18 protein-coding genes are annotated in these 18,440 nt (G+C 72.2%); 3 read left to right on the top strand and 15 right to left on the bottom strand.

Annotated elements, in window-relative coordinates; translation table 11 throughout:
- Positions 1-6: 6 nt before the first annotated feature.
- Together ACWCQS_RS31140 and ACWCQS_RS31145 are read left to right on the top strand one after the other, a co-directional pair.
- Positions 7-747, top strand: coding sequence for a GntR family transcriptional regulator (locus ACWCQS_RS31140; protein WP_451007546.1), 741 nt, complete (start codon positions 7-9; stop codon positions 745-747).
- A 21-nt stretch (positions 748-768) separates the two neighbouring features.
- The gene (locus ACWCQS_RS31145; protein WP_451007547.1) at positions 769-1,221 is read left to right on the top strand and encodes a hypothetical protein; all 453 of its coding nucleotides are present in this window, start codon (positions 769-771) and stop codon (positions 1,219-1,221) included.
- Positions 1,222-1,246: 25 nt separating this feature from the next.
- Here ACWCQS_RS31145 and ACWCQS_RS31150 read toward each other — a convergent pair whose 3' ends face one another.
- From ACWCQS_RS31150 to fmt, 9 genes are all read right to left on the bottom strand, one after another.
- Positions 1,247-1,699: an Lrp/AsnC family transcriptional regulator gene (locus tag ACWCQS_RS31150; protein ID WP_031174468.1), complete on the bottom strand. Its 453-nt coding sequence runs from the start codon at positions 1,697-1,699 to the stop codon at positions 1,247-1,249.
- 27 nt (positions 1,700-1,726) lie between these two features.
- Positions 1,727-3,217: an amino acid permease gene (locus ACWCQS_RS31155; RefSeq protein WP_451007548.1), complete on the bottom strand. Its 1,491-nt coding sequence runs from the start codon at positions 3,215-3,217 to the stop codon at positions 1,727-1,729.
- A 285-nt stretch (positions 3,218-3,502) separates the two neighbouring features.
- Complete coding sequence (locus ACWCQS_RS31160) at positions 3,503-4,945, bottom strand: GuaB1 family IMP dehydrogenase-related protein (protein WP_451007549.1); 1,443 nt, start codon at positions 4,943-4,945, stop codon at positions 3,503-3,505.
- A gap of 132 nt (positions 4,946-5,077) precedes the next feature.
- On the bottom strand, positions 5,078-5,392 hold the full coding sequence (locus tag ACWCQS_RS31165) for a barstar family protein (protein WP_388626118.1): 315 nt from the start codon (positions 5,390-5,392) through the stop codon (positions 5,078-5,080).
- Positions 5,389-5,829 (bottom strand): ribonuclease domain-containing protein, encoded by a 441-nt coding sequence (locus tag ACWCQS_RS31170; protein ID WP_451007550.1) that lies wholly within the window; start codon positions 5,827-5,829, stop codon positions 5,389-5,391. Before ACWCQS_RS31170 ends, ACWCQS_RS31165 begins: the two co-directional genes overlap by 4 nt.
- Positions 5,830-6,109: 280 nt before the next feature.
- On the bottom strand, positions 6,110-7,153 hold the full coding sequence (locus ACWCQS_RS31175; protein ID WP_055704927.1) for a sugar-binding transcriptional regulator: 1,044 nt from the start codon (positions 7,151-7,153) through the stop codon (positions 6,110-6,112).
- Between the two features lie 90 nt (positions 7,154-7,243).
- Positions 7,244-7,930, bottom strand: coding sequence for a ribulose-phosphate 3-epimerase (rpe, locus tag ACWCQS_RS31180; RefSeq protein ID WP_451007551.1), 687 nt, complete (start codon positions 7,928-7,930; stop codon positions 7,244-7,246).
- Positions 7,931-8,060: 130 nt separating this feature from the next.
- Positions 8,061-9,479 carry an RsmB/NOP family class I SAM-dependent RNA methyltransferase gene (locus ACWCQS_RS31185; protein WP_451007552.1) on the bottom strand — a complete coding sequence of 473 codons (1,419 nt, stop codon included), beginning with the start codon at positions 9,477-9,479 and terminating at the stop codon, positions 8,061-8,063.
- A gap of 79 nt (positions 9,480-9,558) precedes the next feature.
- Complete coding sequence (gene fmt / locus ACWCQS_RS31190) at positions 9,559-10,491, bottom strand: methionyl-tRNA formyltransferase (protein WP_451007553.1); 933 nt, start codon at positions 10,489-10,491, stop codon at positions 9,559-9,561.
- A 664-nt stretch (positions 10,492-11,155) separates the two neighbouring features.
- On the opposite strand from fmt, the gene ACWCQS_RS31195 reads away from it, so the two are divergent.
- The gene (locus ACWCQS_RS31195; protein WP_451007554.1) at positions 11,156-11,704 is read left to right on the top strand and encodes a hypothetical protein; all 549 of its coding nucleotides are present in this window, start codon (positions 11,156-11,158) and stop codon (positions 11,702-11,704) included.
- 169 nt (positions 11,705-11,873) lie between these two features.
- Here the strand turns inward: ACWCQS_RS31195 and ACWCQS_RS31200 are convergent, their stop codons facing one another.
- The 6 genes from ACWCQS_RS31200 to ACWCQS_RS31225 form a co-directional block, all read right to left on the bottom strand.
- Positions 11,874-14,033 carry a primosomal protein N' gene (locus ACWCQS_RS31200; protein WP_451007555.1) on the bottom strand — a complete coding sequence of 720 codons (2,160 nt, stop codon included), beginning with the start codon at positions 14,031-14,033 and terminating at the stop codon, positions 11,874-11,876.
- Positions 14,034-14,285: 252 nt separating this feature from the next.
- Positions 14,286-15,494: a methionine adenosyltransferase gene (gene metK, locus ACWCQS_RS31205; protein WP_451007556.1), complete on the bottom strand. Its 1,209-nt coding sequence runs from the start codon at positions 15,492-15,494 to the stop codon at positions 14,286-14,288.
- Between the two features lie 240 nt (positions 15,495-15,734).
- Complete coding sequence (gene coaBC / locus ACWCQS_RS31210) at positions 15,735-16,937, bottom strand: bifunctional phosphopantothenoylcysteine decarboxylase/phosphopantothenate--cysteine ligase CoaBC (protein WP_451007557.1); 1,203 nt, start codon at positions 16,935-16,937, stop codon at positions 15,735-15,737.
- Positions 16,938-17,026: 89 nt separating this feature from the next.
- Positions 17,027-17,299, bottom strand: a complete 273-nt coding sequence (gene rpoZ, locus ACWCQS_RS31215) for a DNA-directed RNA polymerase subunit omega (RefSeq protein ID WP_003982715.1) — start codon at positions 17,297-17,299, stop codon at positions 17,027-17,029.
- A 52-nt stretch (positions 17,300-17,351) separates the two neighbouring features.
- On the bottom strand, positions 17,352-17,909 hold the full coding sequence (gene gmk / locus ACWCQS_RS31220) for a guanylate kinase (protein ID WP_388626135.1): 558 nt from the start codon (positions 17,907-17,909) through the stop codon (positions 17,352-17,354).
- 60 nt (positions 17,910-17,969) lie between these two features.
- On the bottom strand, positions 17,970-18,293 hold the full coding sequence (locus tag ACWCQS_RS31225) for an integration host factor (protein WP_003977346.1): 324 nt from the start codon (positions 18,291-18,293) through the stop codon (positions 17,970-17,972).
- Positions 18,294-18,440: the final 147 nt, after the last annotated feature.

Genomic DNA, 18,440 nt, shown 5'->3' on the forward strand with positions numbered 1-18,440 from the left:
GGAAGCATGACCGCGCGACACGAGGAGATCGCCGACGAGCTGCGGCGGGCGATCGACCACGAGGAGTACACGGTCGGCAGCCGCCTGCCCTCGGAGTCGGAACTCGCCACGCACTACGGCGTCTCACGCGGCACGGTCCGCCAGGCCGTCGCGACCCTCACCTCCGAAGGCCTGATCGGCTCCCGTCAGGGTGCCCGGCGCGTCGTCCTGGCCAGCCGCCGCAGCCAGAGCTTCGAGGAATTGCGCAGCTTCGCCCAGTGGGCCCGGGCGATGGGCCGCGAGGCCACCGGCCAGGTGGTGTCCCAGGAGTACCGCCCGGCGACCCACGAGGACGCCGTACGCCTCCAACTGCCCGTCGGCACACAGGTGTTGCACGTGCTCCGGGTGCGCGGCCTGGACGGCGAGCCGGTGCTGCTGGAGCGCACGGTGTACGCCGACTGGATCTCCCCCGCCGTCGAGTCGATCGAGCCGGACTGCCCGTCGGTCACCCAACGCCTCTACGACGACTCGGGGTTGGTCTTCGCCTACGGCGAGCACATCATCGACGCGGTGGCCGCGGGCGCCCAGGACGCCGAGCTGCTGGGTGTCCGCCGTACGAGTCCGCTGCTGCGCGTCCGCCGGGTGACGACGACCCGCGAGGGGCGCCCGGTGGAGTGGTCGGACGACCGGTACCGCTCGGACGCGGTGAGCTTCAGCGTGCACAATTCCATCGGGAACAACGCCCTGGCCCGCAAGACCGCGGAGTGAGGGCTGCCGAAGGGGGATCACATGGCGTACGTCCGGACCGTGCCGCTGCCGTACGTGGACACGCACACGACGGTCGTGGCGGCGGGCGCGGACGTCGTGTGGGGGAGGATCGGCGAGGTCCTGGGCCGGTCCTTCGCGGGGCGCGCCGGGGCCGCCTACGCCCGGCTGGTCGGTGTCGCCGACCGGACCGCCTCCGGTCCGCGGCCTCTGTCCGTGGGCTCCACGGTCCGGGGTTTCCGCGTGACGGCGGCGGATCCGGAGCAGGAGCTGGCTCTCACCGGACGCCACCGCTTCTCGGCGTACTCGCTGACCTTCCGCCTGGCACCGGAAGGCCCGGGCCGCACGCGCGTGAGCGCGGAGACCCGGGCCGTGTTCCCCGGCCCGGCCGGGAAGCTGTACCGCTTGCTGGTGATCGGCAGCGGCGCCCACGCGGCGGTGATGCGCCGCATGCTCAAGACGATCAGCGCCCCATAGGAACGCGGGGAACTGCGCGAGCCCGTTACCCCGGCGCCCCGGAAGAAAAGCGCCGCAGCAACGGCGACAGCACCAGCACCGACTTGGTCCGCTCCACGAACGGCTCGCCGGCGATCCGCTCCAGCACTCGCTCGAAGTGCCGCATGTCGGAGGCGAAGACCTGGGCGATCGCGTCCGCGTCCCCGGTGACGGTCGACGCGGCCACGACCTCCTGATACCGCTCCAGCCCCCGCTGAATGGTGTCCGGCGAGGTGTTCCGCCGGCAGTAGATCTCGATGTAGCCCTCGGTCTCCCAGCCGAGCGCCGCCGGATCCACCCGCACGGTGAATCCGGTGATCGCTCCGGTGGCGCGCAGCCGGTCCACGCGCCGCTTCACCGCGGGCGCGGACAGGCCGACCATCTGCCCGATGTCCGCATAGGAGCGGCGGGCGTCCTCGGCGAGGGCGTGCACGATGCGTTCGTCGAGATCGTTCAGCACAGGGGGTGGTTCACTTCTTCGGTCCGGTCACTTCTCTGCCGTCACCGCGAGGTCGTCACCGGTCGCGAGACGGGAACGGCGATAGCCGTATACGAAGTAGAACACGAGCCCGACGGCCATCCAGACACCGAACACGATCCAGGTGACGGTCGACAGGCTGCCCATCATCCACACGCAGAAGGCGAAGCCCAGCGCGGGCAGGACCGGCGACAGCGGGACCCGAAAGGAGCGGTGCATGGCCGGGCGGGTCCGGCGCAGCACCACCACGGCGACATTGACCAGCGCGAAGGCGAACAGCGTGCCGATGCTGGTGGCGTCCGCCAGCTGGCCCAGCGGAATGGCGGCGGCGAGGACACCGCAGAACAGCGACACGATGACCGTGTTGGCGCGCGGGGCGCCGGTCTTCGGGTGGACCTTGGCGAAGATCTTCGGCACCAGTCCGTCGCGGGACATGGCGAACAGGATGCGGGTCTGGCCGTAGAGCACGGTCAGCACGACGCTCGCGATGGCGATGACGGCGCAGAAGGCCAGCAGGGTGCCCCAGAAGCTCTGCCCGGTGACGTCCTTCATGATCTGGGCGAGCGTGGCCTCGGAGTCGTTGAAGCTCCGCCACGGCTTGGCACCGACGGCGACGGCGGCGACCAGCACGTACAGGGCGGTCACGATGACCAGCGACAGCATGATCGCGCGGGGCAGGTCGCGCTGGGCGTCCTTGGCCTCCTCACCGGCGGTGGAGGCGGCGTCGAAGCCGATGTACGAGAAGAACAGCGTGGCCCCGGCGCCGCTGACGCCCGCCATGCCGAGCGGCATGAAGTGGGAGTAGTTGCCGGACTTGAACCCCATGAAGCCGATCGCGCAGAACAGGATCAGCGCGGCGATCTTCACGCACACCATGATGGTGTTGGCCCGCGCGGACTCCTTGGCGCCGCCCATCAGGAACACCATCGCGAGGATCACGACGATCAGGGCGGGCAGGTTGAAGACACCGCCGTCGACGCCGGGCGGGTTGGCGAGGGCGTTCGGGATGGTGACGCCGATGGTGCCGGACAGCAGCTCGTTCAGGTACTCGCCCCAGCCGACCGCCACGGCGGCGACCGAGACGCCGTACTCCAGGAGCAGACACCAGCCGCAGACCCAGGCGATCAGTTCGCCCATCGTTGCGTATGCGTAGGAGTACGAGGAGCCGGAGACCGGGATGGTGCCCGCCAGCTCGGCGTAGGACAGGGCCGAGAACAGCGCGGTGAGACCGGCGATCACGAAGGAGAGGACGACCGCCGGGCCTGCCTTCGGGACGGCCTCGCCGAGGACGACGAAGATACCGGTGCCGAGGGTGGCACCGATGCTGATCATGGTCAGCTGCCACAGGCCGAGGGAGCGCCGAAGCGAGCCTCCCTCGCCCTGGCCGCCCTCCGCGACCAGGCGTTCCACGGGCTTGCGCCGCATGAGGCGCGCGGCGAGGCCCTGGGGTGCGGGGGCGGTCGCTGTGCGGTCGTGCGGGGGTGCGCCTTGGTCGAGCACGCGCTGGCTCCTTCATCGTGCCGGTCATTGCGGACGGGGACGGGGGGCAGCCCTGCGCGGGCAGGGGCCCACCGAGCAAAGTCCCCGCCACGCCACGTACAGCGCAGCACCTTACGGGGGTGGCCTTCACGGTCGTAATGCAGCAACCTTGCGCGTCCCCGCATGATCATTGCGTTCCTCGGCCCGGAATGACAAATCGTTGTGCGCAGGCTGTCGACCGTTGCAGGGCGGCCCCCGTTCTCCCGGCGAGCGGGAACAACGGGGGCCGTGTGGAAGGGAGTTGGATCAGTTCCAGCTGGCGTGCAGCGGCTTGCCCTCGGCGTAGCCGGCGGCGCTCTGGATGCCCACGATGGCCTTCTCGGCGAACTCCTCCAGGGAGCCGGCACCGGCGTAGGTGCACGAGGAGCGGACACCCGCGATGATCGAGTCGATCAGGTCCTCGACGCCCGGGCGGGCCGGGTCGAGGAACATGCGCGAGGTGGAGATGCCCTCCTCGAACAGCGCCTTGCGGGCGCGGTCGTACGCCGACTCCTCCGAGGTGCGGTTGCGCACCGCGCGCGCGGAGGCCATGCCGAAGGACTCCTTGTAGGCGCGGCCGTCGGCGTCGTGCTGGAGGTCGCCGGGCGACTCGTACGTACCCGCGAACCACGAGCCGACCATCACGTTGGACGCGCCGGCCGCGAGGGCCATGGCCACGTCGCGCGGGTGCCGGACACCGCCGTCTGCCCACACGTGCTTGCCGTACTTCTTCGCCTCGGCGGCGCACTCCAGTACCGCTGAGAACTGCGGCCGGCCCACGCCGGTCATCATGCGGGTGGTGCACATGGCACCGGGGCCCACACCGACCTTGATGATGTCCGCGCCGGCGTCGATCAGGTCCTTCACGCCCTCGGCGGAGACGATGTTGCCCGCGACGATCGGCACCTGCGGGTCGAGGGCGCGCACCAGCTTGATGGCGCTGATCATCGACTCCTGGTGGCCGTGCGCGGTGTCGATGACGAGCGTGTCCACGCCCGCGTCGAGCAGCTGCTTGGCCTTGCCCGCGACATCGCCGTTGATGCCGACGGCGGCGGCGATGCGCAGCTTGCCGTTCGCGTCGACGGCCGGGGTGTACAGCGTGGCGCGCAGGGCGCCCTTGCGGGTCAGGATGCCGGCCAGCTTGCCGTCCTTGTCGACGGCCGGGGCGTAGCGGCGGTTGTGGGCGTCCAGGGTGTTGAACGCCTCGCGCGGGTCTATGTCCGCGTCGAGCAGCAGCAGGTCCTTGGACATGACCACTTCGAGCTGGGTGAAGCGGTCGACTCCGGTCAGGTCCGCGTCGGTGACCACACCGACGGGCCGGTCGTCCTCGTCCACGACCACACCGGCGTTGTGCGCGCGCTTGGGCAGCAGCGCCAGGGCGTCGGCGACGGTCTGGTGCGGGGCCAGCACGATCGGCGTGTCGAGCACCAGGTGGCGGCTCTTCACCCAGGAGATGACGTCGGTGACGACATCGATGGGGATGTCCTGCGGGATGACCACCAGACCGCCGCGGCGGGCCATCGTCTCGGCCATGCGGCGGCCGGCGATGGCAGTCATGTTGGCCACGACGAGCGGGATGGTGGTGCCCGTGCCGTCCGGCGAGCTGAGGTCCACGCCCTGACGCGAACCGACCGCGGAGCGGCTCGGCACCATGAACACGTCGTCGTACGTCAGGTCGTACGCGGGCTGGATGTCATTGAGGAAACGCACGTGCTGCACATCCCAGTCGATCAGAGGTGACCCCCCGACGGGTGCGCCAGGGGGAAAAGAGCACGTACTTCATTGTCCCATGTCGGCGCCGCAATCCTGCCCCACGGAACATCCAGGGTGGGCGCCGATCACCTAGGAGGATCCTCCAAGGGCCAGGGCCACCGAGAGGGCGGGGGTGTGGTCCGCGGCCTCGGCGAACACCTCCCGCGCGATCTGCCACTCGTCCGGCCGCGCCTCGGCGTACGGCTGCCAGTTCCGTACGACGACCAGCAGTCCCCGCTCGACGGCCCCCTCGGGCCACACGGAGTGGTCGCCGAGCGAGTCGGCCAGGGCGTCCCAGTTGCGGCCGAACCAGTCGGGCAGCGCGAGGGCACGGGCGGCGCGGTCCATCAGGCCGGCCTTGTCCGTGACCCCGTCGAGGTCCAGCGTGATCACGAGGTCCGTCATCTCAGCACCGCCCGGAACGAGTTGTAGTGATCGCCGGTGTAGTAGATCTCGCCGCCCTGTCCCGTGACAATGCGCCGGGCCCCGCGATCGCGGGAGCCCGGCGTCCTGACGGTGTACTCGTGGTAGTAGCCGCGCTGGTGCCTCGGCAGCCGCCCCTCGAAGTTCCCGAACACGACGCCGTCCTTGGCGTACGGGAAGGGGCCGCCCCGGTCGATGAGCGCGAGCGTCCTGCGCGCCTCGGCCGGCAGCTGGGACTCCTGGACCGTGTCCATACCGTGGGCCCACGCCGGACTGCTTCCGGCCGCACGCGCGCCCGCGCTCGTCCCGGCACCGGAGTCCGGCCCCGAACCGGACGAACATCCGGCGACCAGAGCGGCGAGGACGACGGCCACCAGCCCCACGAGCAGGCGGGCCGGCGGCAGGGAACGCCTCGGCATGCGGGGGACCCGTCTCGGCATGTGGGGAACGAACGGCGGCGACATGCCGACGATGCTGCCACGGCGGTCCCGCTGCGAGGGCGGCACGACCCGCCGCGCCGGGCCTGTCTCGGCCCCACTGCGCACGGGCCGAAGGCCGACGACGGGCTGACGGCCTGGCCCGCCCCCGTCCCGGGCCCGGCACGGCCACCACGCCCCCGGCATCCGTCCCGACCGTCCGTCCCGACCTGTCCCGGCCGGGTGCGGCCCGCTCGTGTGCCGGGAGGAGCGTCGGGGTCCGTCAGTGGCCGTCCGGGTCCGCTCGGCCGAGGGTGGGCTTGGGGGTCGGGCCGGCCGTCATCAGGTAGTCCGCGGCGGAGGTGTCCGTGACCAGGCTGGTGACCAGCCCGGACCGCAGCACCGCGTCGATCGCGGACGCCTTGCGCTGACCACCGGCGATCGCCACGACCTCCGGGATACGGCGCAGCTGGTCGGCCTTGACGGTGATGCACCGCTCCCCCAGGTCCCGCCCGATCCGGCGTCCCTCGGCGTCGAAGAGGTGCGCGGCCATCTCGGCGGCGACGCCGAGCGAGGCGTAGTGCGCCCGCTCCTCGTCGCTGAGCATGTCGTGCACGGTCGAGATGCCCGGCTCCCAGGAGCCGATGGAGACACAGGCGACCGTGACCTTGTCGAAGTACTCGAAGGCACGGGCGATCCCGGTCTGGTTGCGCAGCGCGGCCGCGGTCGCCGCGTCCGGCAGCAGCATCGGCGCGTAGATGGGGTGGGCGTCGCCGCCCGACACCTGGGCGGCGCGGCGCACCGCCTCGACGGAGCCGCGCTCCGAGGTCCCGGCGTCGTACACGCCCGTCAGCTGCACCACCGTGCACGGCGGCAGCCGGTCGAGCGCCGCCGCCATGTGGATCGTGGACCGGCCCCAGGCCAGCCCGAGCACGTCCCCCTCGTTGACGAGCTCGCCGAGCAGGTCGGCGGCCACTTCCCCCAGGTTCTCGGGGTCGGGGGTCTCCTCGGCCTCGGCCGGGGACTCGACCACGACGGCGTGCCTCAGACCGTAACGGGCGCGGAGCGCGTCGGAGCGCTCGGCGTCCAGTTCGGCCGGGACACGGATCTCGATGCGTACGAGATCCCGTTCGAGAGCAGTCTCCAGGACCCGGGCCACCTTGAAGCGGCTGACGCCGAACTCCTCCGCGATCTGGATCTTGGACTTGCCCTCGAGGTAGAAGCGGCGGGCCATGGCCGCCGCCTGCACCAGCTCAGCGGGTCCCATCCGCATGGCTGACCGGCCCGCCGACATACCCGACACGGCGATCTCCTCACTGCTGTTCACACTCTGGATTCGCCGTTCATCCTTGCAGATTCGGCGCTACGGATCGGCCCTGATAGGGGCCGTTCACTTAACCGTTCATGTAGCTGTGGCTCAGTGGTCGCATGCCCAGGACGCCTTGGCGGTAGCCGTCTCGGCCTGCGTGCGCAGGGCACGGACCGCCTCCGCCGGGTCCTTCGCCCCGTACACCGCCGAGCCTGCCACGAACACGTCCGCTCCCGCCTCCGCGCACCGCTCGATCGTCGAGGCCGAGACACCGCCGTCCACCTGGAGCCACAGCTGCAGGCCGTGCTTGCTGATCAGCTCACGGGTGCGGCGGATCTTCGGCAGCATGATGTCGAGGAACGCCTGGCCGCCGAAGCCGGGCTCGACCGTCATGATCAGCAGCATGTCGAGTTCCGGGAGCAGGTCCTCGTACGGCTCGATCGGTGTCGCCGGCTTCAGGGCCATGGAAGCGCGGGCGCCCTTGGCGCGGATCTCCCGGGCGAGCCGCACGGGGGCGGCCGCCGCCTCCACGTGGAAGGTCACGGAGGAGGCGCCCGCCTCGACGTACTGGGGCGCCCAGCGGTCGGGGTCCTCGATCATCAGATGGCAGTCCAGCGGAGTGTCGGTCGCACGCGCCAGGGACTCCACGACCGGCACGCCGAGCGTGAGGTTCGGGACGAAGTGGTTGTCCATGACGTCGACATGGAGCCAGTCGGCGCCTTGGACCGCCTTGGCCTCCTCCGCGAGGCGGGCGAAGTCGGCGGACAGGATGCTGGGGTTGATCTGCACGGCCATGCCCCAAGCCTGCCATGTCGCTGCGCTGGGCTGTAACGGCGGTCCATTGAGGTCGTGTCTTGTCTGCGGGCCGGTGGGGGCGGGGTGCGCAGTTCCCCGCGCCCCTGGATTGGCTGCCCGCAGCGGTGTTTCAGCTTGTTCTGCGGATCAGGGCCAGGTACATCGCGTCCGTGCCGTGCAGGTGGGGCCAGAGTTGTACGTCCGGGCCCTCGCCCAGCGCCGGCACCCCCGGCAGCATCGGGCGGGCGTCGATCAGTTCCGCCTCCGGGCGCTGCTTGAGGACGTCGGCGACGACCGCGCGGGTCTCGGCGAGATGCGGCGAGCAGGTCGCGTAGCCGACGATTCCGCCGACGCGCACCGAGTCGAGCGCGGTGCGCAGCAGGGCGCGCTGGAGGGGCGCGAAGTTGTCCAGGTCCTCCGGGCGCCGCCGCCAGCGGGCCTCGGGGCGCCGGCGCAGCGCGCCGAGCCCGGTGCACGGCACGTCCATGAGCACGCGGTCGAAGGTGCCGGGCCGCCACGGCGGCCGGGTGCCGTCGGCGGCGATCACCTGGTACGGCCCCGGGTTGCCCGCCAGCGCCTTGGCGACGAGGCCCGCCCGGTGCGGCTGCTTCTCGGAGGCGAGCAGCGTGGCCCCGCGCTCGGCGGCGAGGGCGGCCAGCAGCGCGGCCTTGCCGCCGGGCCCGGCACACCCGTCGAGCCACATGCTGTCGGAGCCCTCCAGGGGCGCGCCCGCGAGCGCGAGGGCGACCAGCTGACTGCCCTCGTCCTGCACTCCGGCCCGCCCCTCGCGCACGGCCTGCACCGCACCCGGCTCTCCGCCCTCGGCGAGCCGCACGGCGTACGGCGACCAGCGCCCCGGTACGGCGGCCTCCTCACCGAGCAGCTCCTCGGCGGTGGCCCGCCCCGGCCGGGCGACCAGGGTCACCTCGGGCCGTTCGTTGTCGGCCTCCAGCAGGTCCTCGATACCGGCACGCCCGCCGCCGAGGGAGTCCCAGAGCGCGGAGACGACCCAGCGGGGATGCGAGTGCACGACGGCGAGGTGGTCCTCCGGGTCCGCGTCGTAGGGCGGCGCGACCTTCTCCAGCCACCCGTCGAGGTCGTCCTGGGCCACCTTCCGCAGCACGGCGTTGACGAACTTGGCGCGCCCGTCGCCGAGCACCACCCGAGCGAGCTCCACGGCGGAGGACACGGCTGCGTGCGTCGGGATCCGGGTCCCGAGCAGCTGGTGCGCACCGAGGCTGAGCACGTCGAGCACCGGCGGGTCGACCTCACGGAGCGGCCGGTCGACACAGGCGCTGATCACCGCGTCGTACGTCCCCTGCCGGCGCAGTGTGCCGTAGACCAGCTCGGTGGCGAGGGCGGCGTCCCGCGCGTCGAAGTCGCCCTTCTCGCGCGCCTTGCGCAGCAGCGGGGGCAGCACGAGGTTGGCGTACGCGTCCCGCTCGTCGACCGCGCGCAGCGCCTCGTAGGCCAGGATGCGGACGGGGTCCTTCTGCGGACGACGGTAGGGCTTGGCAGGCTTACGCGGCCGCCGGGACTGCTCGCTCACGAAAAAGGTGCTCCGGATGTGAAGAAGGGGTGCGGTGTCCAGCCTACGTCGGCGCACCGCCGCCCCCGTCGCCCGGGGCTCAGCCGCCGAGCGTCTCGCCCTCGGCGATGCGCACACCCCGCGCCCAGTCCGCCGCCCGCATCGGCTTCTTGCCCTGCGCCTGCACCCAGAGCAGCTCGACGGCGTACGAACCGGTGCCCACGTGCACGCTGTTCTTGCCGACGGCCATCCGCCCCGGCGCGAGGTCGGTGCGCTCGGGCACGGGGGTGACCTGGATCAGCTTGAGCCGCTCGCCGCGGAAGGTGGTCCAGGCGCCGGGCGCCGGGGTGCAGCCGCGCACGACCCGGTCGACGCGCAGCGCGGGCGTGGCCCAGTCGACCCTGGCGTCCTCGACGGTGATCTTCGGCGCGAGGGTGATGCCCTCGGCCGGCTGCGGTACGGCCTTCAGGGTGCCGCCCTCGATCCCGTCCATGGTGGCCGCGAGCAGCCCGGCACCGGCGAAGGCGAGCCGCGTGAGCAGGTCGCCGCTGGTGTCGGTGGGCCGGATCTCCTCGGTCACGGTGCCGTAGACGGGCCCGGAGTCCAGCCCCTCCTCGATGAGGAACGTCGACGCCCCGGTGATCTCGTCTCCGGCCATGATGGCGTGCTGCACGGGAGCGGCTCCGCGCCAGGCGGGCAGCAGCGAGAAGTGCAGGTTGACCCAGCCGTGGGCGGGGATGTCGAGGGCCACGCGGGGCAGCAGGGCGCCGTAGGCGACGACGGGGCAGCAGTCCGGCGCGATCTCCGTCAGCCGCTCCAGGAACTCCGGGTCCCGCGGCCTGACCGGCTTCAGCACCTCGATCCCGGACTCCTCCGCCCGCTCGGCCACGGGCGACGCGACCAGCCTGCGCCCACGACCGGCCGGCGCGTCGGGCCGCGTGACGACGGCGGCCACCTCGTGCCGCCCGGAGGCGATCAGAGCGTCCAGGGCGGGAACGGCGACCTCGGGGGTTCCGGCGAAGACAAGCTTCATGGGCGGGATCGGGCCTCTCGGGCGGGGGTTGGACGGGCAGCGCACCAGTCTATGACCAAGCAAGGAGCGACACCCCATGCCCGCGGACGGACGCGCAGACGAACGACGAACGGACTGACACGGGGACGAAGAAGGCCTGGCGAACGGGGACACGGGGCGACCGACGGAACGGTGCAGGCCGCGCCCAGGGCGGACACGCACGAGAACGGGGAAGCCACCGGGACAGCGAACCCGCAGCCGAACGACGGACACCGGACGAACGACGAACAGCGAACGCCACACGGACGACGGACGCCCGACGGACAGCGGACGCCACACGGACAGTGGACGGACGACGGACGCCAGAACAGCGGACGCCAGGCGGACGCACAGACGGTCGGCGAAGGCGACGCACACGCGCGGACGCCGACGGCGAGCAACCCCCACAGGTTGTCCAGCAGGTTGTCCAGCCTCTCGGCCGACCGGAAACGGGTGGTGCGCGGGTGGGAGAACACACAACCCGAACCACACACGGCGCGCACCCGAACGACCGGCGTACGAATATGCCCGTACGCCCCCACCCCGTGACCAGCGGAGCGCACACGCGTTGGTCAAGAAAGAGTTGACCACATAGGGCTGCTTTCGCGGCCCAATTCCTTTCAACGCCGGTTCGAGAGGCTTGTTCATGGCCGACCACGCAACCCACGACGCCCAGGCCCGGGCCAGCCTGCACTTGCTGGTGCGGGACATCGAGCGAGTCCGCCGGCAGGTGGACGCACTGCGCACGCTCACCGCCCAGCTGGGCAACGTCTACCGCCCGCGCCGCTCCGGCCCGTCCACGGGCTTCGTCGTCTACGGACGCGCCCCCGCCCCGACGGTCCGCCTTGCCCAGGAACTCCGGGACAGTGTCGAAACCCTGGTGACGGCCGCGGTGGACTTCGACCGCTCACTCGGCTTCTCGTGGGACGCCGTGGGCTCGGCTCTCGGAGTCACCAAGCAGGCGGTGCACCGCCGTTACGGCGCCCGCCGCGCCGCGGCACAGGCGGCCGCCGAGGCCGAGCGGACCGGGGAGCCGTCCGGCGCCCGCCCGCTCAATGTGAACACCGGCCTCCCCACGGTCCCGACGGTCCCCGCGGCCCGCTCGATGCCCACACAGCCGACAGCCGGCAGCCCCGCCCTGCGCGACCGCGACGACGCCCGCCCGACGGCCTTCCCGGGCCCACGCAACGGCTGAGCAGCGGCCGAGCAGCGGCCGAGCAGCGGCCGCCACTTCCGCCCTGCCCTCCCGGACGGACACCCGGGAGGGCAGCCACGCGCCTGGACAGCCAAACCGGCGCGCCGGCACACCCACCGAACAGCCGCCGACGGTGAGCAACCCCCGAGAACACCCGGAACACCACCCGTCACCCGATGTCCGGCGGATCGATCCGCACCCGCACCGCCTCCCCGCTCCCCCGCGCCATCCGAGCGGCCTGCGCGGTCTTCAGCGCGGCAGCCAGCGCCGCCCCGCTCCCCGGCGGCACCCGGACCAGCGCCCGGTCCCAGTGCTCACCCGGCGGCGGCGCGCCAGGTCTGCGGGGCCGGCCGGGCGGCGACGCAGGCAGTGGCACGGGGCCCAGCACCTCCGCGTCCGACGGCAACTCGACCGAGGCCAGGAACTCGGCGACGGCCGCGGGCGTCCCGGAGACCGCCGCCATCCGCGACACCGGCGGAAAGCCCAGTTCGGCCCGCTCGGCCAGTTCCCGCACCGCGTGCCCGACGGGATCCCAGCGCACCAGCGCCTGCACCGGCCGCAGGGTCGGCTCGGCCACCACGACCACCGAGCCCCCCTCGCTCTGCGGCCGCACCAGCGCGCCCGCCGCGATCCACCGGCGCAGGGCGTCCTCGCCGGCCCGCAGGTCAGGTCGTACGAGCATGGCCCAGCCGTCCAGCAGAAGGGCCGCCGCGTAGCCGCCCTCGGCGACCGGTTCGGCCCCCGGTGTGCTCACGACCAGCGCCGGCGTGCCCGGCACCGTGTCCAGCACATGCTCCCGCCCCGAGGTGCGCACCGGGACGGCGGGGAAAGCGCGCCCCAGCTCCTCGGCCGTCCGCCGCGCCCCCACGACCTGCGCCCGCAGCCGGAAGCCGCCGCACTCCGGGCAGTGCCACGCGCTCTCCTCGCGCCCGCACCAGCCGCACCGCAGGACCCCCGCGTCCTGCCCCTGGAGCGGCCCGGAGCAGTGCCGGCACCGGGCGGGCGCCCGGCACCGGTCACAGGCCATGCGGGGCGCATAGCCGCGCCGCGGCACCTGTACGAGCACCGGCCCGTGCCGCAGCCCGTCGCGGGCAGCCTGCCAGGCAAGCGTCGGCAGCCGGGCGGCGCGGGCGGCCTCGTCGCGGGCGAGATCGTCGTCCCCGACCGTGCGGATCAGGGGGGCGGCCCGCCGTACCTGCTCCCGACCGGCGACCAGCGGCCGGGCCCAGCCGCTCTCGACGAGCTGGGCGGCCTCCACGGTGCAGCTCCAACTCCCCAGCAAGAAGGCGCACTTGTCCAGCGCGGCCCGCAACAACAGCACATCCCGGGCGTGCGGCTGCGGGGCGTGCTGCTCGCTGTGGCTGTCGTCGCCGTCGTCCCAGATGGCGACGAGCCCCAGGTCCTGCACGGGCGCGAACATGGCGGCCCGGGTCCCGACCACGGCGCGCACGGAACCCCGGCGCACCGCGAGCCACTGCGCGTACCGCTTCTCGGGCCCCGCGTCGGCCGTGAGCAGCGCGTGCCGGCCCGTGCCGAGCAGCGCGGTGAGCGCGGCGTCGACCCGCGCGGCGGCCCGCCCGTCCGGTACGACGACGAGGGCGCCGCGGCCGGAGGCGAGCGTGGCGGCGACGGCGCGGGCCAGTTCCTCGCTCCACAGCGGCCCCGGCAGAGCGTTCCAGACGGCCCTGGGCGAGCCGCCGGAGGCCAGGGCGTGGAGGAATGCCTCCCCCTGCTCATACCGCCCCCAGGAGGCCTTCTCCGGCGCCTGCGGCGGGGGTGGGGGCGGGGGCGACGGCCGCTGCTCGGCCCGGGCGCTGCGCGGCGGCACGGCCAGCTGGAGCACGTCGGCGAGGCTTCCGGCATACCGGTCGGCCACGGCCCGGGCGAGGCCCAGCAGCTCCTCGCTCAGCACCGGCTCCGGCGACACGACCTGGGCCAGCGCGGCCAGCGGCCCGGAGTAGTCGGACTCGGCCAGCCGCTCGACGAGGAACCCGTCGATGAGCCCGCCGCCCTCCCGGCGCCCTTCCCGCACCCGGCCCCGCCCGGCCCCGAACCGCACCCGCACCCGCACGCCCGGCTGTGCGTCGGCGTCCAGTTCGGCGGGCACGGCGTAGTCGAAGTACCGGTCGAGATGCAGCACGCCCTTGTCGACCAGGACCCGCGCGACGGGCAGGTGCGGGGCGAGCGCGGCCCCCCGCCAGGTCCGCGGCTTGGCCCGCGGCACCTTCGCCTTGCGCACGCTCTCCCGGATGAGCGCGAGCTGCTCCGGCGGTGCCCCTTCGGCCCCGCCGTCCCCGTCTGCCCGGGGCGCCCCGTACTCGCTGCTCACGCTTGCATTCTTACCAAACGGCACTGACAACCGACGTACGCCCGAGATCCGGATCGGCAGCGGCACGGATTCAGCTTCACCGCACGCCCCGGAGGGCGCACTCCACGAAGTAACCGCGACCTTCGCACCGGGCGGCGTCGACGGCGTCAGCGTAGATACCGCCCGCCCTGGCCCGCCAGCCAATTCGGTACACGCCGAGGCCCGGCCCCCGGGGAAGGGGAACCGGGCCTCGGCGAGAAGAGCGGTCGGGCCTTACACGCCCACGGCGGCGCGCAGTGCGTCCACGCGGTCCGTGCGCTCCCAGGTGAAGTCGGGCAGCTCGCGGCCGAAGTGGCCGTAGGCGGCCGTCTGGGCGTAGATCGGGCGGAGCAGGTCGAGGTCGCGGATGATCGCGGCCGGGCGGAGGTCGAAGACCTCGTCGATCGCCTTCTCGATCTTCTCGGCGTCGACCTTGGCGGTGCCGAAGGTCTCCACGAACAGGCCCACCGGCTCGGCCTTGCCGATCGCGTAGGCGACCTGGACCTCGCAGCGGGAGGCCAGGCCCGCCGCCACGACGTTCTTGGCGACCCAGCGCATCGCGTACGCGGCCGAGCGGTCCACCTTGGACGGGTCCTTGCCGGAGAAGGCACCGCCGCCGTGGCGGGCCATGCCGCCGTAGGTGTCGATGATGATCTTGCGGCCGGTCAGGCCGGCGTCGCCCATCGGGCCGCCGATCTCGAAGCGGCCGGTCGGGTTGACCAGCAGGCGGTAGCCGTCGGTGTCCAGCTTGATGCCCTCGTCCAGGAGCGCCTTCAGCTCCGGCTCCACGACGAACTCGCGGATGTCGGGCGCCAGCAGCGACTCCAGGTCGATGTCGGAGGCGTGCTGCGAGGAGACGACCACCGTGTCCAGACGGACGGCCTTGTCGCCGTCGTACTCGATGGTGACCTGCGTCTTGCCGTCGGGGCGCAGGTAGGGGATCGTGCCGTTCTTGCGCACCTCGGACAGGCGCTTGGACAGGCGGTGCGCCAGGAAGATCGGCAGCGGCATCAGGGTCGGCGTCTCGTCGGACGCGTAGCCGAACATCAGGCCCTGGTCACCGGCGCCCTGCCGGTCCAGTTCGTCGTCGTCGCCCTCGACCCGGCTCTCGTACGCCGTGTCCACGCCCTGCGCGATGTCCGGGGACTGCGCGCCGATGGACACCGACACACCGCAGGAGGCGCCGTCGAAGCCCTTCTTGGAGGAGTCGTAGCCGATCTCGAGGATCTTGTTGCGGACCAGGGTCGCGATGTCCGCGTAGGCCTTGGTCGTCACCTCGCCGGCCACGTGCACCAGGCCGGTGGTGATCAGCGTCTCGACGGCGACCCGGGAGGACGGGTCCTCGCGCAGAAGCGCGTCGAGAATGGTGTCGCTGATCTGGTCAGCGATCTTGTCGGGGTGACCCTCGGTCACGGACTCCGAGGTGAACAGGCGACGGGACACAACGCTCCCTGTGGTTGCAGCGGCTGCTGGCTGATCATTTGCGGCGACGCTCGGGGCTGCGCCCGGCGTCGACCGTCAACAGTTTATCGGTCGCACTCGGCCGATGGGTCACCCGTCTCGCCACTCGGGAGCGCTGTGACCTGCGGCACGGGCATTCTGCACAATGCCGGGCGGCCTTGGCCAGGGTCGCCACACCTGATTTCGGTGTGGCGTGAACCTGCCGTCGAGCTCGCGTGGACGTCAGCTCAGGCGCTGCGCGACGAGGTCCCAGACGATGTCGGCCAGGGCTTCCTTGGGGCCGTGGGGCACCGGGGTCTCGCTGCCGTCGGCGCCCAGCACCACGGCTTCGTTCTCCTCGGAGCCGAACGTCTTGCGCTCCCCCACCTCGTTGACGACGAGCAGGTCACAGCCCTTGCGGGCGAGCTTGGTGCGGCCGTTGGCGAGGACGTCGTCGGTCTCGGCGGCGAAGCCGACGATCACCTGGCCGGGGCGGGCGCGCTCGGCCGAGATCTCCGCGAGGATGTCCGGGTTGCGGACCAGGACGATCGGGTCGGGGTCCTGGCCGTCCTTCTTCTTGATCTTGCCGGTGGCGTAGGCCGAGGGGCGGAAGTCGGCCACGGCGGCGGCCATGACGACCGCGTCGGCGTCCGCCGCCGCCTTCAGCACGGCCTCGCGCAGCTGCACGGCCGTGCCGACCGGTACGACGTCCACGCCCGCCGGGTCGGGCAGGCCGGTGTTGGCCGCGATCAGCGTGACCCGGGCGCCGCGGGCGGCGGCGGTGCGGGCGAGGGCGTAGCCCTGCTTGCCTGAGGAGCGGTTGCCGAGGAAGCGGACCGGGTCGAGGGGCTCGCGGGTGCCGCCGGCGGAGACGACGACGTGCCGCCCTTCGAGGTCGGGCTCGGTGACGCCGCGGGCCAGCACCCGGCGGCACACCTCGAAGATCTCCACCGGGTCGGGCAGCCGGCCCTTGCCGGTGTCGACGCCGGTGAGCCGGCCGACCGCGGGCTCGATGACGACGGCGCCGCGGCGGCGCAGCGTGGCCACGTTCTCCTGGGTGGCCGGGTGCTCCCACATCTCGGTGTGCATGGCGGGCGCGAAGACCACCGGGCAGCGGGCGGTGAGGAGGGTGTTGGTCAGCAGGTCGTCGGCGAGGCCGTGGGCCGCCCTGGCGAGCGTGTCGGCCGTGGCGGGTGCGACGACCACCAGGTCGGCGTGCTGGCCGATGCGGACGTGCGGGACCTCGTGGACGGCGTCCCAGACCTCCGTCGAGACGGGGTTGCCGGACAGGGCGGACCAGGTGGCGGCGCCGACGAAGTGCAGCGCGGAGGCGGTGGGCACCACGCGGACGTCGTGGCCCGACTCCGTGAACCTTCTCAGCAGCTCACAGGCCTTGTAGGCGGCGATGCCGCCGCTGACGCCCAGTACGACCCTCGGCTTGTCCACCGGGACTCCCATTCGTTGAACCTACGCCTCCATGACACACCACAGGCCCGGCAGTCGCGCCGCCGGGCCTGTCATGCGAAAACGAACGGTTACTGCGCCGGGCCCTCGACGGCCTCGGACGTCAGCAGACCCGCGTTGATCTCACGCAGGGCGATCGAGAGCGGCTTCTCGTGGACGTGGGTGTCGACGAGCGGACCGACGTACTCGAGGAGGCCCTCGCCGAGCTGCGAGTAGTACGCGTTGATCTGGCGGGCACGCTTGGCCGCGTAGATCACGAGGCTGTACTTCGAGTCGGTGGCCTCGAGAAGCTCGTCGATCGGCGGGTTGATGATGCCCTCGGGCGCGGTGATGGAAGAGGACACGCTCTACCTTCCGATGGGTGGGAAAAGATCAGTCGTGATCACACACTCGCGATCACACAACATCCATCAAGGCTAGCAGCTCGCGCGCCACGTCCTCGACGGAGGTGTTGACCAAGGTCGTGTCGAACTCCGGCTCGGCCGCCAGCTCGGTCCTGGCCGCCTCCAGGCGGCGCTCGATGACCTCGGGCGGCTCGGTGCCCCGGCCGGTCAGCCTGCGCACCAGCTCCTCCCAGGAGGGCGGAGCCAGGAACACCAGCCGGGCGTCGGACATCGACTCCCGGACCTGCCTGGCACCCTGGAGATCGATCTCCAGCAGAACCGGCTCGCCCTTCTCCAGCCGCTCCAGCACGGCCGCGCGGGGCGTGCCGTAGCGGTTGCCGGCGAACTCGGCCCACTCCAGCAGCTCGCCGTTGGCGATCAGCTTGTCCATCTCGTCGTCGGTGACGAAGAAGTAGTGGACTCCGTGCTTCTCGCCGGGGCGCGGCTTGCGGGTGGTGGCCGACACCGAGAGCCAGACCTCGGGGTGTTCCTTGCGCATATGGGCGACGACCGTGCTCTTGCCGACCCCCGAGGGGCCGGAGAGCACGGTCAGCCGCGGACGTTCACTCATGCAGCGATTATTCCAGCAATCCCGGAGTGCCCGGGACTCCCGGTCCGGCCGGCCCCGGACTCAGGAGCCGGTGCTGCCGAACTCACGCTCCAGGGAAGCGATCTGGTTGGAACCGAGACCGCGCACCCGGCGGCTCTCGGAGATGCCCAGACGCTCCATGATCTGCTTGGCGCGGACCTTGCCCACGCCGGGCAGCGACTCGAGCAGTGCGGAGACCTTCATCTTGCCGATGACGTCGTTCTCCTGGCCCTGCTTGATGACCTCGTGCAGGGAGGCGCCGGAGTGCTTGAGTCGATTCTTGACCTCGGCCCGCTCCCGGCGAGCCGCGGCGGCCTTTTCGAGCGCGGCTGCGCGCTGTTCGGGGGTAAGGGGCGGAAGAGCCACGCCTACGTCACCTCGGATGTCGAACTGTCGGATACGGACCGGTGAGGAACCTAGTCGCCCCACACCTGGGGAGCTACGAGCAACACGCTTCGCCCGTTCACTCTGCTCGGAGACTAGCGGTCAAGTCCGCCAGAGTCAGCGAGAACA

This window comes from Streptomyces sp. NPDC002076 (assembly GCF_053593835.1).

What these genes read in the sequence shown, in the direction of transcription:
- fmt (WP_451007553.1), bottom strand. Translation starts at nt 10,491, where the DNA reads ATGAAGCTTGTCTTCGCCGGAACCCCCGAGGTCGCCGTTCCCGCCCTG.
- ACWCQS_RS31165 (WP_388626118.1), bottom strand. Translation starts at nt 5,392, where the DNA reads ATGACGGACCTCGTGATCACGCTGGACCTCGACGGGGTCACGGACAAG.
- ACWCQS_RS31145 (WP_451007547.1), top strand. Translation starts at nt 769, where the DNA reads ATGGCGTACGTCCGGACCGTGCCGCTGCCGTACGTGGACACGCACACG.
- ACWCQS_RS31195 (WP_451007554.1), top strand. Translation starts at nt 11,156, where the DNA reads ATGGCCGACCACGCAACCCACGACGCCCAGGCCCGGGCCAGCCTGCAC.
- ACWCQS_RS31170 (WP_451007550.1), bottom strand. Translation starts at nt 5,829, where the DNA reads ATGCCGAGGCGTTCCCTGCCGCCGGCCCGCCTGCTCGTGGGGCTGGTG.
- rpe (WP_451007551.1), bottom strand. Translation starts at nt 7,930, where the DNA reads ATGGCCGTGCAGATCAACCCCAGCATCCTGTCCGCCGACTTCGCCCGC.
- gmk (WP_388626135.1), bottom strand. Translation starts at nt 17,909, where the DNA reads ATGAGTGAACGTCCGCGGCTGACCGTGCTCTCCGGCCCCTCGGGGGTC.
- ACWCQS_RS31140 (WP_451007546.1), top strand. Translation starts at nt 7, where the DNA reads ATGACCGCGCGACACGAGGAGATCGCCGACGAGCTGCGGCGGGCGATC.